Below are 14,492 nucleotides of genomic sequence, written 5' to 3' on the forward strand. Positions count from 1 at the left end.
AGTACGACCGGAGGACCCGTGCTCGTTCGTCTCATCCTCGGCCTGCTCATGACGGTCGTCGGCCTCGCCGTCGCCGGCAGGCGGGTCGCGTTCCTCTACCGGCTGATCAAGGCCGGCCAGCCCGACACCAAGCGGTCGGACGACCTGGGCGCCCGCGTCTTCGCGCAGGTGCGCGAGGTGTTCGGCCAGCGCAAGCTCCTGAAGTGGTCCGTGCCCGGGCTGGCGCACTTCTTCACGTTCTGGGGCTTCGTGATCCTCGCTTCGGTGTACCTCGAGGCGTACGGCGCGCTCTTCGACGAGAAGTTCGCGATCCCGTGGATCGGCCACTGGGCGGTGCTCGGCTTCCTACAGGACTTCATCGCCGTCATGGTCGCCGTCTCGCTGGGCGTGTTCGCGGTGATCCGGATCCGGCAGGCGCCCGAGCGCAAGGAGCGCGCGTCCCGGTTCTACGGCTCGCACACCGGCGGCGCGTGGCTGATCCTGCTCATGATCTTCAACGTCGTCTGGACGATGTTCTTCTTCCGCGGCGCGTCTTCGGCGTCCGGCAACTTCCCGTACGACAACGGCGCGTACGTCTCGCTCGGTGTCGGGAACCTGCTCGAGCCGCTCGGGCACTCGACGACCGAGGTGCTCGAGACGGTCGGCCTGCTGCTGCACATCGGCGTCATGCTGGTGTTCCTGTCGATCGTGCTCTACTCCAAGCACCTGCACATCTTCGTGGCGCCGATCAACGTCTCGGCGAAGCGGCTGCCGGACGGGCTCGGCCCGCTGCTGCCGATGGAGTCCGGCGGCAAGCCGATCGACTTCGAGGACCCGGGCGAGGACGACACGTTCGGCCGCGGCAAGATCGGCGACTTCACGTGGAAGGGCATGCTCGACTTCTCGACGTGCACCGAATGCGGCCGCTGCCAGTCGCAGTGCCCGGCGTGGAACACCGGGAAGCCGTTGTCGCCCAAGCTGCTCATCATGAGCCTGCGCGACAACCTCTTCGAGGAGGCGCCCTACATCCTCGCCGGCACCGAGCACGAGGAGGCGCGCCCGCTCGTCGGGACGGAGGCCGACAACGGCGTCATCGATCCGGACGTCCTCTGGTCGTGCACCACCTGCGGCGCGTGCGTCGAGCAGTGCCCGGTGGACATCGAGCACGTCGACCACATCGTCGACATGCGCCGCTACCAGGTGATGATCGAGTCGGCGTTCCCGACCGAGCTGGGCGGGCTGTTCAAGAACCTGGAGACCAAGGGCAACCCTTGGGGCCAGAACAACTCGGAGCGGCTGGCCTGGACGAAGGACCTCGGCTTCGACGTCCCGGTGTTCGATGGCGAACTCGCCGACGACGTCGAGTACGTCTACTGGGTCGGCTGCGCCGGCGCGTTCGACGACAACGCCCGCAAGACCGTCCGCGCCACGGCCGAGCTGCTGCACATCGCCGGCGTGAAGTACACGGTGCTCGGCAAGGAGGAGTCCTGCACGGGCGACCCGGCGCGGCGCGCGGGCAACGAGTTCCTGTTCCAGATGATGGCGCAGCAGACGGCGGAAACGCTCAACGCGGTGTTCGAGGGCCGCGAGCCGCGGCTGCGCAAGATCGTCACGACGTGCCCGCACTGCCTCAACACGCTGAGCCGCGAGTACCCGGACCTGGACGGGCACTACGAGGTCGTGCACCACACGCAGCTGCTCAACCGCCTGGTGCGCGGCGGCCAGCTGACGCCGGTCAAGGCGGTCGAGGACGGCCCCAAGGTCACCTACCACGACCCGTGCTACCTCGGGCGCCACAACAAGGTCTACACGCCGCCCCGCGAGCTGGTCGGGGCGACGGGCGCGACGCTCGAGGAGATGCCCCGCCACGCGGACCGCGCCCTGTGCTGCGGCGCGGGCGGCGCCCGCATGTGGATGGAGGAGCAGATCGGCAAGCGCATCAACCTGGAGCGCGTGGACGAAGCGATCGCGACCGACGCGGAGACGATCGTGACGGGCTGCCCGTTCTGCCGGGTGATGCTGACCGACGGGCTGGTGCAGCGGCAGAGCGAGCAGAAGGCCGAGAACGTCGACGTCCGCGATGTGGCCCAGCTGCTGCTGGAACGGGTCAAGGCGCCGGAGGTCGCACCCAAGCCCTGACGCTCACTGGTCGACGGCTTTGATCGTCGCGCAGAACCCTTCGATGGCGGCGAGGTCCTGCTCCGGGACCTCCTCGCCGGAGAAGTGCATCAGCTCGTTGCGGATGTTCTTCGCCTTCGTGAGGAGGTCGAGGAAGGTCTCGTGGTCGAGCGGCCAGTTCAGCAGCTCGAACCGCTCCGGGAGCTCGAGCATGCGGACGTAGCTGCCGAAGGTCGGGTTGCTCGCCCACTTCGGTGTCGCCCGCTCGATCACTTCCTCGGGCAGGCAGCGCCGGGTGTGCCGGCGGATGCGCAGTTCCGCTTCCTCCAGCAGGGAGAACGGCCGGGCGAGCGTGCCGAACTGGCGGGCGAGGTCGTTGGCGGTCACGACGCCGATGAGCCGCCGGCGGTCTTCGCCCCGGACGAAGACGTAGCCGCGGCGGTAGATCTCGTCGATCTGCGCGAAGAGCTCGTCGTCGAAGTCGATGACCCGGACCTGGGTGGTGGCGTCCCGCAGGGTCGGCTCGGGGTTCGTCAGCCGGGCCTTGCCGATCGACTCCCAGCTGACCGCGCCGACGTAGAACCCGTCCTCGTCGACGACCGCCAGCTGGGAGTAGTTCTTGGCCAGCATGAGCGTCACGGCGGTGGCGAGCGGCTTCCCGGCCGTGACCGCCTCGATGGCGGGCTTCTCCGGCAGGACCGCGCGCACCGTCCACTTCGTCGGCAGGTCGTCCAGCGCGTCGACCTCGGGTGGGTCCGCCGCGGAGTCGGCCGTGCCCGGTTCGTCGGCGATCGGGACGAGTTCGACGACGGCGTCCATCCGGGCCGTGGTGAACGGCGGCTTGGTCGTGACGCCGTGCTCGGCCAGCTCGGACTGCACGGTCACCAGCGACGTCGCGGTGCGCCGCCGGTAGCTCCACAGGGCCAGCAGGTCCCGGACGGTCAGCTTCACGGGTGCCGCACCGGTCTCGACGGCTTCCCACAGGTCGGCCTGGGTGGCATCGGGATCGAGGCTCGCCGCGGCGTGCTGCCAGCCCGGGTCCGCCCGGCCGGCCGCGACTTCCCCGATCCGCCGGGCGGCCTCGTGCCGGCTCAGCCGGCAGACCGTGAGCAGGGAACCGAGGCTGCCGCGCAGGTCGGGTTCGAACTCGCCGGGGGCGATGCCGGTCCGGAGCCACCGGACGGGCCGGGCGTGCCGGCAGTCCGGCGCCGCGTCGGGGCGGTAGTGGTAGGACCCGGTGATCTCCCCGATGGCGAACTGCCGCACGTTCTTGAGCGGCATGACGACGAGGTCGCCTTCGCTCATCTCCCGGTAGAAGCGCCACAGCTGCCCGGCCCAGTTCCCGACCACGTAGTTCGACCGCTGCGGGTAGCACTCCCGGAGGCCGGCCTCGAGCGCGTCCTTGCTGCCGAACCCGCCGAGCGCGGGGACGCCACCCCAGCCGACGATCGCGAGACCTTCGGCGAGGGCCTCCTGGTCGCGCTCGCCTTGCCGGCCCGCGCGGACCTGCCATGCTGACTTCATCGTTCTCCCGGTTCCCTGGACCCGAACTGGCTTACGCACCCAGTCGGCCGAGGGACGATGATCGTCGCCCGAACGCCGACCTGTTCACCCGATCGCGCGCATCTTTTCAGCGCGCCGCTGCTCTGTCCGGAGTCAGGACCGGGTGGGAGGGGCGATGGGGCAGCGGGAGCAGGCGACGATCGAGACGCTCGGCGGCGCGGTCGCGCGGCTGGAGGTGCGGCGGGGCTCGTGGCTGGTCGGCCGTGTCCCCGAAGCGGACCTGAAGCTGTATTCGGACCGGGTGAGCCCGCGGCACGCGTGGCTCCGGCGGGACGCGCGCGGTACCTGGGTGGCCGACGCCGGCTCGCGCGCCGGCACGCTCGTCAACGGGGAGGCGCTGGCGCCGAGGCAGGCACGGTTGCTGCGCGACGGCGACCGGGTGTCCTTCGGGCCGATCACCACCGTCTTCTCGGACGTCGGCGCGATCGGCGACGAGCAGCCGGTGTTCGCCGTGGTCCCCGCCGAGCGGACCGGCACCGTCGCGCTGGTGGCCGGGCCCGTCCTGGTCGTCACCGGGTTCGCGCTCGGGGCGGTGCGGGTGCTGCGGCACTTCGGCGCCGGACCCGAGCTCGGGCTCGCCCTGCTGGCGGCGGGCCTGCTGGTGACCGTGCTCGGCCTCGCGTTCGCGCGCCGGCGGAAGGCGCGGCCACGCCGCTTCGGCGGCAGGTGAATCCGCGCGGGAACCCACCGCCCCGGGGAGCCGTCTCCCGAGGGCGGTTTTCGTTGCGCCGACCGGGTGGCCGTGCGGTGAATCCCGCGTGGCCACCGGTGAAAAACGTTCCGGACACCCTCCTATTCGGACGACTTCCCCCGCAGGTCGCGGCGTTGCCGGTGACCGCCCGACTACGCCCCGTCAGACTCCCCGGTGCGTTTACAACGTTCCGGCAACCGCCTTGACAGGGCCTGTGGTACGTACCACTCTAACCCCAACATTGGTCTACACCATTTGGGGCGCCTGGCCACGGTGGCCGGGCATGGAAAGGACGGCATCGAGTGAAACGCTGGCTCAAGCTGGCGGCGGGCGCCGCCGCACTCACCCTCGCGACCGCGGGCTGCGCGGGTTCCAGCGGCACGGACACCGCCGCGTCGTCGAGTGGTGCTCCCGCGCAGATCACCGGCGACGTCACGGTCTGGCTGATGACGGGCTCCGCGCCCAGCACCCTGACCGACGCGCTCAACAAGGAGTTCGAGGCCGCCCACCCGGGCGTCAAGGTCAAGTACGAGATCCAGCAGTGGGACGGCATCCAGCAGAAGCTGACCACCGCGCTGGCCGGCGGCACCCCGCCCGACGTGATCGAGATCGGCAACACGCAGACCGCGGCCTTCGCGTCGCAGGACGGCGTGCTGACCGACCTGACCGCCGACAAGGACAGCTTCAACGGCGCGCAGTGGCTGAAGGGCCTCGCCGACTCCGGCACCTACGAAGGCAAGACCTACGGCGTCCCGTTCTACGCGGCCAACCGTGAGGTCATCTACCGCAAGGACATGTTCGAGCAGGCGGGCATCGCCAAGCCGCCGACGTCGAACGACGAGTGGATCGACGCGATCACCAAGCTGAAGACGAAGTTCGGGTCCGACCCCGACTTCCAGCCCCTGTACATGCCGGGCCAGAACTGGTACGCGCTGCTCTCGTTCATCTGGGACAACGGTGGTGACATCGCCCAGGCCGACGGCAAGAACTACAAGGCGACGCTGGACAGCGCCGGCGCGAAGGCGGGCCTCGAGTTCTACAAGAAGCTCGTCGACACCTCCGGCACCAAGGCGCCGAAGGACGCCGACGAAGCCAAGCCGCAGCAGGCGACCGTCTACGGTGCCGGCAAGGTGGCCATGATGATCGGTCTCCCGTGGGAGCTGCCGACGGCCGCCAAGACGGACCCGAGCCTGACCGCCAAGACCGGCGCGTTCGCGATCCCGAGCAAGACCGCCGGCCAGAGCGCCCCGGTCTTCCTGGGTGGCTCGAACCTGGCGATCCCGGCCAACAGCAAGAACGTGGCCGCCGCCAAGGAGTACATCAAGCTGCTCTCCAGCGCGAAGTACCAGGGCCAGCTCGCCGCCGCCGGCGTCGTGCCCGGCACGTCGACCGACCTCACCGGCCTGGACAAGGACCCGCTGGGCAGCGTGATGGCGAAGGCCTCCACCAACGGCAAGGCCGTGCCGGCCAGCCCGAAGTGGGGTGACGTGGAGTCCGGCCAGAACCCGGTCAAGGACATGCTGACCGCGTACCTGACCGGCAAGAAGACGCTCGACCAGGCGACCGCCGACGCCAACGCAGCGCTGAACAAGCTCATCGGCGGATGACAGCGACCGCCAATGTGACGATGCCGGCGGGGGCGACCCCGCCGGCATCGCCGCGCGACACGCGGGCCAAGAAGCGCAGGCGGGGCCGGTTCGGCGACCGGGTGCTCCCGTACCTGCTGCTGCTTCCCGCGCTCGCGGCGATCCTGGTCCTGCTCGCCTGGCCGCTGGTCCAGGTGCTCGCGATCAGCTTCCGCAAGCTCGACATCGGCCAGCTGGTCTCCGGCAAGACCGTCTGGATCGGGTTCGACAACTACACGAACACGCTTTCCGACCCGGAGTTCTGGACGGTCACCTTCCGGACCCTGGTCTTCACCGCCGCCATCGTGGCCGCCACCATCCTCGGCGGCCTGCTGCTGGCGGTGCTCATGCGCCACCTCGGCCCGGTCGTGCGGATCATCGTGCAGGTCACGCTGGTGCTGGCCTGGGCGACGCCGGTCATCGCGACGACCACCGTGTTCCAGTGGATCTTCGACGAGCAGTACGGCATCCTCAACAAGACCCTCGACCGGCTGGGCTTCCACGGCTTCATCGGGTTCTCGTGGTTCTCCAGCGGCGCCAGCACGCTGTCGGTGATCGGGCTGCTCATCGTGTGGCAGGCCGTGCCGTTCGTGACGTTCTCGCTGTACGCGGGCATCATCGGCGTCTCGCGCGAGCAGTACGAGGCCGCCGGCATCGACGGCGCCAGCGCGTGGCAGACGTTCCGCGCGGTCACCTGGCCCGCCATCAAGCCGATCACCACCATGGTCACGTTCCTGTCCGTGCTGTGGGACTTCAACGCGTTCGCCCAGATCTGGGCGATCCGCGAGGGCGGCCCCGACGGCGAGAGCACCACCCTGGCCGTCGTGCTCTACCTCAAGGGCATCGCGGGCAACCACTTCGGTGCGGCGGGCGCCATCGCGACGCTGATGCTCATCGTGCTCGCGCTCATCACGGGCCGGTACATCCAGCTGCTCACCCGGACCCGGGAAGGTGATCTGTCGTGAAGAAGTCGCTCTCGCAGCGGATCGTGCTCTCGGTCGTCGGCGTGCTCGTGGCGCTGGCGATCGTGTTCCCGACGTACTGGATGTTCGTCACGTCGCTGCGCACGCCCGGCGAGATCCTCTCGCCCAAGTACGACCTGATCCCGACGTCGATCTCGTTCGGCAACTTCGCCACCGCGCTCGGCAAGGACAACTTCCCGACCTACCTGCTCAACAGCCTGATCGTCACGGTCGGGTCGGTGCTGTGCGCGCTCGTCGCCGGGACCCTGGCGGCGATCCCGCTGTCGCGGCTGCGCTTCACCGGCCGCAAGGGCTTCCTGGTGCTGGTCATGGTCGCGCAGCTGGCCCCGGTGTCGGCGCTGTTCATCCCGCTGTTCCTGCTCATGCGGGACGCGGGCCTGCTCAACACGCTGCCGTCGCTGCTGCTGATCTACTTCGCGACCACGCTGCCGTTCACGGTCTGGATGCTCTACGGGTTCGTCAACGGGATCCCGTACGAGCTGGAAGAGGCCGCGATGATCGACGGCTGCAGCCAGACCGGCGCGTTCCGCCGGGTGACGCTGCCGCTGCTCGGCCCGGGCCTGGTCACGACGTCGGTGTTCAGCTTCATCACCGCGTGGAACGAGTACCTGTTCGCGCTGGTGTTCATCCAGGACAAGCCGAAGGAGACGCTGCCGGTGTGGCTGGCCTCCTTCCGCACGGCGTTCGCCACCGACTGGGGCGGCGTCATGGCCGCGTCGGTCATCTACGCGATCCCGGCCCTGGTGTTCTTCCTGCTCGTGCAACGCAAGCTCGTGTCCGGCGCGACCGCCGGCGCCGTGAAGGGGTAGCTGTTGTCTTCTCCGGAGAAGCTCGCGGAAGCCGTCCTCCTGCCCGGGTTCGCCGGGACCACCGCGCCCGACTGGCTGCGCCGGCGCGTCGCCGGCGGGCTGGGCGGGGTGGTGCTGTTCGGCCGCAACGTCGTCGACGACGAGCAGGTCGCCACGCTCACCGCGCAGCTGCGCGGCGAGCGGGACGGCGTGGTGGTCGGGATCGACGAGGAGGGCGGCGACGTCACCCGCCTCGACGTCAACACCGGGTCGTTCGTGCCGGGCCCGCTGGCGCTCGGCGCGGCCGACGACCCGGAGCTGACCACGGCGGTCGCCGCCGCGCTCGGCGAACGGCTGGCGGCCTGCGGCGTCACGCTCAACCTGGCGCCGTGCGCGGACCTGACCCTGGCGGCCGAGGATCCGATCATCGGCGTCCGGGCGTTCGGGTCCGACCCGGCGAAGGCGTCACCGCACGTCGCGGCGTACGTGACCGGCCTGCAGAAGTACGGCGTCGCGGCGTGTGCGAAGCACTTCCCGGGCCACGGCGCGGCGACCGAGGATTCGCACGTCGCGCTGCCGGTGCTGCCGCGGACCGTCGAGGAGCTGCGCGAGATCGAGCTGGTCCCGTTCGCCGCGGCGATCCGGGCCGGCGTGCGCTCGGTGATGTCGGGCCACCTGGTCGTGCAGGCTTGGGGTGAGGAGCCCGCGACGCTCAACCGCGTCGCGCTCACCGACGTCCTGCGCGGCGAGCTCGGCTTCACCGGCGCGGTCATCACCGACGCGCTGGAGATGGGGGCGGTGTCCGGCGCGTACGGAAAGCACGACGGTCTCGGCCGCTCGGCCGTGCGGGCGCTGGCCGCGGGCGCGGACGCGCTCTGCCTCGGCGGCGCGGCGTTCGAGGCCGAGCACCTGGACGCGTGCGTCGCGGCGATCGTGGCCGCGGTCGCGGCGGGGGAGCTGCCCCTGGACCGGCTCGAGGAGGCGGCTGCCCGGACGGCGGCGCTGGGCACCGACCCGGCGCCGGCGCAGGTGGGCCCGGTCGACCGGCGGCTCGGCCTGGAGGCGGCCCGCAAGGCGTTGCGCATCCGCGGTGACGTGCGGCTGGACGGCCCGCCACTGGTCGTCGACGTCCAGACCGAGCCGACCATCGCGGCCGGCCCGATGCCGTGGGGCCTCGGCGCGCACCTGGCCGAGCTGGTGCCGGGCACGCGGGCGATCACGGCGACCCCCGATGACGCGGACGCGGTCCTCGAAGCGGCCCGGGACTTCCGCAGCGTCGTCGTGGTGACCCGGGAGGCGCATCGGCACCCGCGGGTGCGCGAGCTGCTGGCCGCGTTGTCCACTGTGGACTTCATCCGGGTGGAGACCGGCGTGCCGGGTCCCGCGGACGGGGACGGCCCGCGGATCGACACGTTCAGCGGCTCCTACGTCAGCCTGCGCGCGGTGGCCGAGTACCTGGCCTGAGCCCGTTTTGCGAAGCCCCGCCGGTGATCCCGGCGGGGCTTCGTCCTGTTTGCCGCATCTTCAGGGCGCGTTCGCGCTTTTGTACGGGCCTTGTACCGGCGGTCTCCATGCTGTCCCCACACACATCCTGGAGGGACAGACCATGAGAATTCGGATCGGGAAGCGGGTGGCCGGCGTGGCCGGCATCGCCGCGGCGATCGTGCTCGCCGGCGCCACCCCGGCCCTGGCGGCCTCGGGCACGGTGCACACCGACTCGGGCATCGCGCTGACCGTGCGGGCCACCCCGAGCACCAGCGGGAGCCCGGTCGGCACCGTCGCCGACGGCACCGCCGTCACCATCTCCTGCCAGACCAACGGATCGACCGTCGACGGCAAGTACGGCACCTCGGACATCTGGGACAAGGTGGGCGACGGCTACATCAGCGACGCCTACGTCTACACCGGCTCGGACGGCCGGGTTGCCCCGGACTGCGCGGGCTCGACCCTGACCTGCACCACCGCGGGCACCGGCAACCCGAAGACCTGCGCGCAGGCGGTCGCCTACGCCAAGACCCGCATCCACACCAACGACCTCGACTCCTACGAGGGCTGGTGCGACCGGATCAACGCGCAGAACTACGGCTGGACCGCGTCGGGCTCGGAGACGGCCTACGTCCACTGGACCCAGATCCCGGCCTCGTTCAAGCACCCGGGCGACACCCAGGTCCCGGCCGGCGGGCTCGCCTTCTTCAAGAGCAGCGGCGCCGGGCACACGATGATCTCGATCGGCGACGGCAAGTTCCTGTCGAACGACATCAACGGCTACGGCAGCTACACCGAGACGACGATCGCCCAGATCAAGCAGAAGTGGGGCCAGACCTACCTCGGCTGGTCGCAGCCGTGGTTCAAGGTGAACCACTGACGCGCTGAGCGAACCACGCGGCCCCTGCCCACCTCCCCCGGGCAGGGGCCGCGCGGCGTCAATCGACGACGCCGCCGATCTCGCCGTCGGGGGTCCGGCACACGCACGACGCGCCGACGGGCAGGGACTCCACCATCGGGCAGGTACCGAGCTGGGTCACGCACACGGTGCCGGACCGGGGCGGCGGTGAGCTGCCACCGTCGGCGAGGACGGCCACCACCACGGCCGCTAGGGCCGCGACGAGGAACGCGGCGAGGCAGCCGAGCGGCTTGGCGAAGCCGGAAGTCCTGGCCGGCGCGGAGACCGGCGGACGCCTTCCCGGCGGCGGGCTCGCCGGGAACGACCCGGCCTGAGAGGGCCCCGCCGAGGATGGCCCGCCTGGGTGCGGACCTGGCGAACCCAGCTCTGGCGAACTGCGCCCACTTGGTCCGAGCCCCGGCTGGCCATACCCCGGCGAGCCGGGCCCTGGCGAGCCCGGCCCTGAGGAGCCCAGTCCTGGCGAGCCAAGCCCCTGCAAGTCTGGTCTTGGCGAGCCATAGCCCGGCGAACCCGGCCAGGCCTGGCCGGGTCCCTGCGGCCCAAGCCCCGGCGAACCCGCCCCGTGCTGGCCCAGCCCCTGCGGCCCAAGCCCCGGCTGGCCTGGTTGCGCCGCAGGCCCGGCGGAACCGCGCCACTTCTCCGCGTACCGGCGGCCGAGCTCGGCCTCGATCGCCTCCCGGCGCTCGGGTGGGAGGTCGCCGCCGCGCAGCTGGGCCTCCAGCTCTGCCAACGGCGTGCGCCTGTGGTCCTCGGTCACCGGTCCGCCTCCATGCCCAGCAGCCGGTGCACGCGGGTCGGCGACAGCGGGGCCAGCCGGAAGCCCTGCAGGGTGTCGACGGTGCTGCGCAGCGATGCCGAGTTCTGCTTCAGCACCCGCAGCATCGCCACCAGCTGGAGAGTCATGATCTGGATGCGGGCGTTGTCGCGGAAGATTTCCAGTGCGGGCAGGATGGCCCGCGTTCCTTCGGCCTTTTCGCGCATTTCCCGCACTTCGCCGAGGTACTTGTCCCATTCCCGATCGATTTCGCGGAAAGCGGCTTCGCGGTTGCGGATGTCCTCCAGCACCTGGTCGCGCATGGCGGGCGGGACGTTTTCCGCGCGCAGCCGTTCTTCGAGCGCCCGCTGTTCCGCGCGGGTCTGCTCGACCCGGTCCTTCGCCTCGCGGTGCAGCTGGTCGAGGTCGCCGCCGATGGCGAACCCGGCGACGTACCCGATCACGAAGTCGGTCAGCTCGTAGATGACGATCGCGTTGCCGAACATCATGTCCGACAGCCGCTGCGCCGAGGACTCGCGCTCGATCCGGCCGAGGATGCTCTGGTTGAGCGCGCTGAGGAACTCCACGGTCAGCCGCAGGGACTCGTAGGAGACGTGCATCCGCTTCTCCGTCTGCACGAGCCGGTACGCCCACTCGCGTTCGGCGTAGCCCGCCGGCAGGACCCGGACCGCGGCCTCGACGTCCTGGTAGCGCTGGTGCTCGATGTGCTCGGCGACCTGCTCGATGACGGCCCTGATCCGGGCGTGCAGCCCGGCCACGTCGGCACGCACCTGCTGGTCGATCGCGGGGTTGCGGCCGATGTTGGCGCTCAGCAGGTCGGTCACCTCGACGCTGTGCCGGGCGCGGACCGCGAGCACCTGGGTGATGTGCCCGTCCAGCATCTGCCGGATGGTGCCCAGCGCGCTCGACCGCTGGACCCGCTCGACCGGGTCCTCGGCGGGCCCGGCCCGGCCGGGGGCTTCGACGAGCGCGCGCAGCTGTTCGGCGAGGGCGACGAGGTGGGGGTCGCGGTCCGCGCCGGCGTCGCGCAGCTCCCGGGCGACGGCCGCGCGGCACTGCGGCGACTCCGGGTGCTGCTGCAGCAGTTCGACGCTGCGCGCGACCTGGCCCCCGTAGCGCCGGGTGATCGACTCCCGCAGCGCCCGGCTGCCGTCGGCCACGGCGTCGCGCGCCGAATCCTTGACGCCTTCCAGCAGGCCTTGCACCAGCGCGCCCACGATCAGGCTGATCGGATCCATCCAGGGCCACCTCCGAGCGGATTGTCCTGCTCGATCCATCGGAAGAATGGGTGTTCCCGTAACGATTCCGGCGTCGTTAATCGAAATCGGAAAACGGCAAGGAGTCGAGATTCATCGACGTTTCGGGCCGGTGACGTGGTGCAGCACGAAGATCCCGCCGAGTGCCGGGCGGTCGAGCCTTTCGTGGTCGGTCGCGACGTATTCGTCGAGCACCGCCAGGATCCGGCGGTCCAGCTCTTCGACCTCGTCGGGGGACAGGTGCAGCAGGAACTTCTCGTGCACCGCCACCGACTCCGGCCCCGCCGCCCGGATCTCCTCCTGGAAGATCTCGATCGGCGCGAACCGCGTCTCGGCGTCGGCGTCGGCCAGGGGACCGTCGAGCCACCACGTCTCGTTGTTGGACTTGTACGGCTTCTCCAGCGCGCCACTGGCCCCGGTGCGGACCGGCGCCGGTTCCAGCAGGCCCGCCGACACCAGCTGGCGCACGTGGTGCAGGACCGTGCCGGGGTCGCGGTCGAGGCGGTCGGCCAGCTGCTTGTTCGTCAGCTCCTCCACCAGGCACATCCGCATGATGCGCAGGCGCAGCGGGTGGCCGAGGGCCTTGGCCTCCTCCGGCGTCGCCGGGCGCCGGCGGCGGGGTTCCGTCATGAGCGGAGCGTAGTCCATCGATGGAATCCGGTCACATCGATGGAGAAAAACCCATCGATGTGCGATCCTCCATCCCATGAACCCCGTGTTCTGGCGGCTGTGGTCCGCCGCCGGCCTGTCCAGCCTCGCCGACGGCGTCCTCAAGGTCGCGTTACCGCTGGTCGCGGTCGGCTACACCCGCGAGCCCGCGCTCATCGCCGGCCTCGCGTTCGCCTTCAGCCTGCCGTGGCTGCTGTTCGCGCTGCCCGCCGGCGCGCTGGTCGACCGGCTCGACCGCCGCCGCGCGATGCTCGCCGCCAACCTCGTGCGCGGCGGGCTGCTCGCCGGCGTCACGCTGCTGACCGTGTTCGGCGGGGGATCGATCTGGGCGCTGTACGTCGCCGCCGTGGGCGTCGGGTGCGCCGAGACGATCTACGACACCGCCGCTCAGTCGATCGTCCCGCAGGTCGTCGGGCGGGCGCAGCTGGCCCGCGCCAACGGCCGGATGTTCGCCGCCGAGCAGACGGCCAACGAGTTCGCCGGCCCGCCCCTCGCCGGGGTGCTGGCCGCGGCCGGCGTCCTCGCCGCGCTCGTCACGCCGGTGGCGCTGTGGGCCGTCGCGGTCGCGGCCCTGCTGCTCGTGCGCGGGGAGTACCGGATCCCGCGCGAAAAGCCCACCACCCTGCGCGCGGACATCGCCGAAGGGCTGCGGTTCCTGGTGCGCCACAAGGTGTTGCGGACGTTCTCGGTCATGGTCGGCACGTTCAACTTCGCCACCGGCGCGACCTTCGCCGTCATCGTCCTCTACGCGGTGGGTCCCAGATCGGCGATGGGCCTGTCCGCACCGGCGTTCGGGCTGCTGATGGCCACGAGCGCCGCGGGCGGGCTCACCGGGTCGCTGGTCGCCGAAGTGGTGGAGCGCCGGCTCGGCCGCGTCCGCGCCCTGTGGATCTCCTGGCTCACCGGCGGGCTCTCGGTCGGCACGCTCGCGGTGACCGCGAACCCGTACGCCGTCGGTGCCGGGTTCTTCGTCGGCGGCGCGGGCGTCATGATGTCGAACGTCGTGATGGTGTCGCTGCGCCAGCGGCTGACCCCGGACCGGCTCCTGGGCCGGCTCAACAGCAGCTACCGGCTCGTCGCGTGGGGGACGAAGTCCCTGGGTGCCCTCGCGGGCGGTGCGATCGCGCAGGGCCTGGGGCTGCACGCGGTGTTCGTGGTCATGGCGGTCCTGGCCTTCGCGGTGCTCGCGGGCCTGCTCGTCGTCACCGAAGACGCGCTCGTGGCGGCCGAGCGCGATCAGAGCGGGTGCGTCTCCGCGTAGGCCGTCCAGACCTTCTTCGGCACGCACATCCGCCACGCGTCCAGGACGAGTTCGCGCATCTCGTCGGCGTCGATCGCGGCGAGGCGGCAGCGCACCCACTGGTAGCGCAGGTCCGAAGGCTCGGGCATGAGGAACTTCTCCGGTTCGCCCGCGACCAGCGCTTCCCGTTGGTCACGGGGAAACCCGAAGCCCAGCTCGGTCTCGTCCCGCGACAGCGCGGCGAACACGATCTGCCCGACGCGGAACTTGGCCCGGTCACGCACGAACGCCTCGTAGGCGCGGGGGAGCGTCAGGGCGAACGCGCGGACCTCGTCACCGGTGACCATGGTGTCCATCCTGCCGCAAAAGCCGGCGGCGCGAGTGCGCCGCCGGCTCTTGCG

General features: G+C 70.9%; 13 protein-coding genes. 8 read left to right on the plus strand and 5 right to left on the minus strand.

The genetic code is table 11. The annotated features are described in order from the left end of the window. Nucleotides 1-18: 18 nt before the first annotated feature. Nucleotides 19-2,118, plus strand: a complete 2,100-nt coding sequence (locus tag QSK39_RS33275) for a (Fe-S)-binding protein (protein WP_285481819.1) — start codon at nt 19-21, stop codon at nt 2,116-2,118. 3 nt (nt 2,119-2,121) lie between these two features. Here the strand turns inward: QSK39_RS33275 and QSK39_RS33280 are convergent, their stop codons facing one another. Next, nucleotides 2,122-3,621 (minus strand): DUF8426 domain-containing protein, encoded by a 1,500-nt coding sequence (locus QSK39_RS33280; protein ID WP_285481820.1) that lies wholly within the window; start codon nt 3,619-3,621, stop codon nt 2,122-2,124. Nucleotides 3,622-3,775: 154 nt separating this feature from the next. Between QSK39_RS33280 and QSK39_RS33285 the strand changes: the two genes are divergently transcribed. The 6 genes from QSK39_RS33285 to QSK39_RS33310 all read left to right on the plus strand — a co-directional run bounded on the left by QSK39_RS33285 (nt 3,776) and on the right by QSK39_RS33310 (nt 10,112). Next, entirely contained in the window at nt 3,776-4,330 is a 555-nt protein-coding gene (locus QSK39_RS33285; protein WP_285481821.1) for an FHA domain-containing protein, read from the plus strand. A gap of 323 nt (nt 4,331-4,653) precedes the next feature. After that, nucleotides 4,654-5,958 carry a sugar ABC transporter substrate-binding protein gene (locus QSK39_RS33290; protein WP_285481822.1) on the plus strand — a complete coding sequence of 435 codons (1,305 nt, stop codon included), beginning with the start codon at nt 4,654-4,656 and terminating at the stop codon, nt 5,956-5,958. Beyond that, nucleotides 5,955-6,941, plus strand: a complete 987-nt coding sequence (locus QSK39_RS33295) for a carbohydrate ABC transporter permease (protein ID WP_285481823.1) — start codon at nt 5,955-5,957, stop codon at nt 6,939-6,941. Before QSK39_RS33290 ends, QSK39_RS33295 begins: the two co-directional genes overlap by 4 nt. Continuing rightward, nucleotides 6,938-7,768: a carbohydrate ABC transporter permease gene (locus QSK39_RS33300; protein WP_285481824.1), complete on the plus strand. Its 831-nt coding sequence runs from the start codon at nt 6,938-6,940 to the stop codon at nt 7,766-7,768. The genes QSK39_RS33295 and QSK39_RS33300 overlap by 4 nt, the downstream gene beginning before the upstream one ends. Nucleotides 7,769-7,771: 3 nt before the next feature. Beyond that, entirely contained in the window at nt 7,772-9,211 is a 1,440-nt protein-coding gene (locus QSK39_RS33305) for a glycoside hydrolase family 3 protein (RefSeq protein WP_285481825.1), read from the plus strand. Nucleotides 9,212-9,353: 142 nt separating this feature from the next. Continuing rightward, the gene (locus tag QSK39_RS33310; protein WP_285481826.1) at nt 9,354-10,112 is read left to right on the plus strand and encodes an SH3 domain-containing protein; all 759 of its coding nucleotides are present in this window, start codon (nt 9,354-9,356) and stop codon (nt 10,110-10,112) included. Nucleotides 10,113-10,170: 58 nt separating this feature from the next. Here QSK39_RS33310 and QSK39_RS33315 read toward each other — a convergent pair whose 3' ends face one another. From QSK39_RS33315 to QSK39_RS33325, 3 genes are all read right to left on the minus strand, one after another. Further along, nucleotides 10,171-10,335: a hypothetical protein gene (locus QSK39_RS33315; protein WP_285481827.1), complete on the minus strand. Its 165-nt coding sequence runs from the start codon at nt 10,333-10,335 to the stop codon at nt 10,171-10,173. A gap of 569 nt (nt 10,336-10,904) precedes the next feature. Continuing rightward, nucleotides 10,905-12,164, minus strand: coding sequence for a Het-E N-terminal domain-containing protein (locus QSK39_RS33320; RefSeq protein ID WP_285481828.1), 1,260 nt, complete (start codon nt 12,162-12,164; stop codon nt 10,905-10,907). A 111-nt stretch (nt 12,165-12,275) separates the two neighbouring features. Further along, on the minus strand, nt 12,276-12,812 hold the full coding sequence (locus tag QSK39_RS33325) for an ArsR/SmtB family transcription factor (protein WP_285481829.1): 537 nt from the start codon (nt 12,810-12,812) through the stop codon (nt 12,276-12,278). A gap of 76 nt (nt 12,813-12,888) precedes the next feature. Between QSK39_RS33325 and QSK39_RS33330 the strand changes: the two genes are divergently transcribed. Next, nucleotides 12,889-14,112, plus strand: coding sequence for an MFS transporter (locus QSK39_RS33330; protein ID WP_285481830.1), 1,224 nt, complete (start codon nt 12,889-12,891; stop codon nt 14,110-14,112). Here QSK39_RS33330 and QSK39_RS33335 read toward each other — a convergent pair. Then, a complete protein-coding gene (locus QSK39_RS33335; RefSeq protein WP_285481831.1) occupies nt 14,088-14,438 on the minus strand; it encodes an MmcQ/YjbR family DNA-binding protein in 351 nt (116 codons plus the stop codon). The genes QSK39_RS33330 and QSK39_RS33335 overlap by 25 nt on opposite strands. Between the last annotated feature and the right edge of the window lie 54 nt (nt 14,439-14,492).

Origin of the sequence: Amycolatopsis sp. NBRC 101858 (genome assembly GCF_030269325.1) — a bacterium.
In the GTDB taxonomy this organism is placed as follows: Bacteria; Actinomycetota; Actinomycetes; order Mycobacteriales; family Pseudonocardiaceae; genus Amycolatopsis; species Amycolatopsis ponsaeliensis.

Bases quoted from the DNA above. Each gene is read 5' to 3' on its own strand.
- QSK39_RS33280 (WP_285481820.1), bottom strand. From the start codon at position 3,621: ATGAAGTCAGCATGGCAGGTCCGCGCGGGCCGGCAAGGCGAGCGCGAC.
- QSK39_RS33285 (WP_285481821.1), top strand. From the start codon at position 3,776: ATGGGGCAGCGGGAGCAGGCGACGATCGAGACGCTCGGCGGCGCGGTC.
- QSK39_RS33295 (WP_285481823.1), top strand. From the start codon at position 5,955: ATGACAGCGACCGCCAATGTGACGATGCCGGCGGGGGCGACCCCGCCG.
- QSK39_RS33310 (WP_285481826.1), top strand. From the start codon at position 9,354: ATGAGAATTCGGATCGGGAAGCGGGTGGCCGGCGTGGCCGGCATCGCC.
- QSK39_RS33320 (WP_285481828.1), bottom strand. From the start codon at position 12,164: ATGGATCCGATCAGCCTGATCGTGGGCGCGCTGGTGCAAGGCCTGCTG.
- QSK39_RS33325 (WP_285481829.1), bottom strand. From the start codon at position 12,812: ATGACGGAACCCCGCCGCCGGCGCCCGGCGACGCCGGAGGAGGCCAAG.
- QSK39_RS33330 (WP_285481830.1), top strand. From the start codon at position 12,889: ATGAACCCCGTGTTCTGGCGGCTGTGGTCCGCCGCCGGCCTGTCCAGC.
- QSK39_RS33335 (WP_285481831.1), bottom strand. From the start codon at position 14,438: ATGGTCACCGGTGACGAGGTCCGCGCGTTCGCCCTGACGCTCCCCCGC.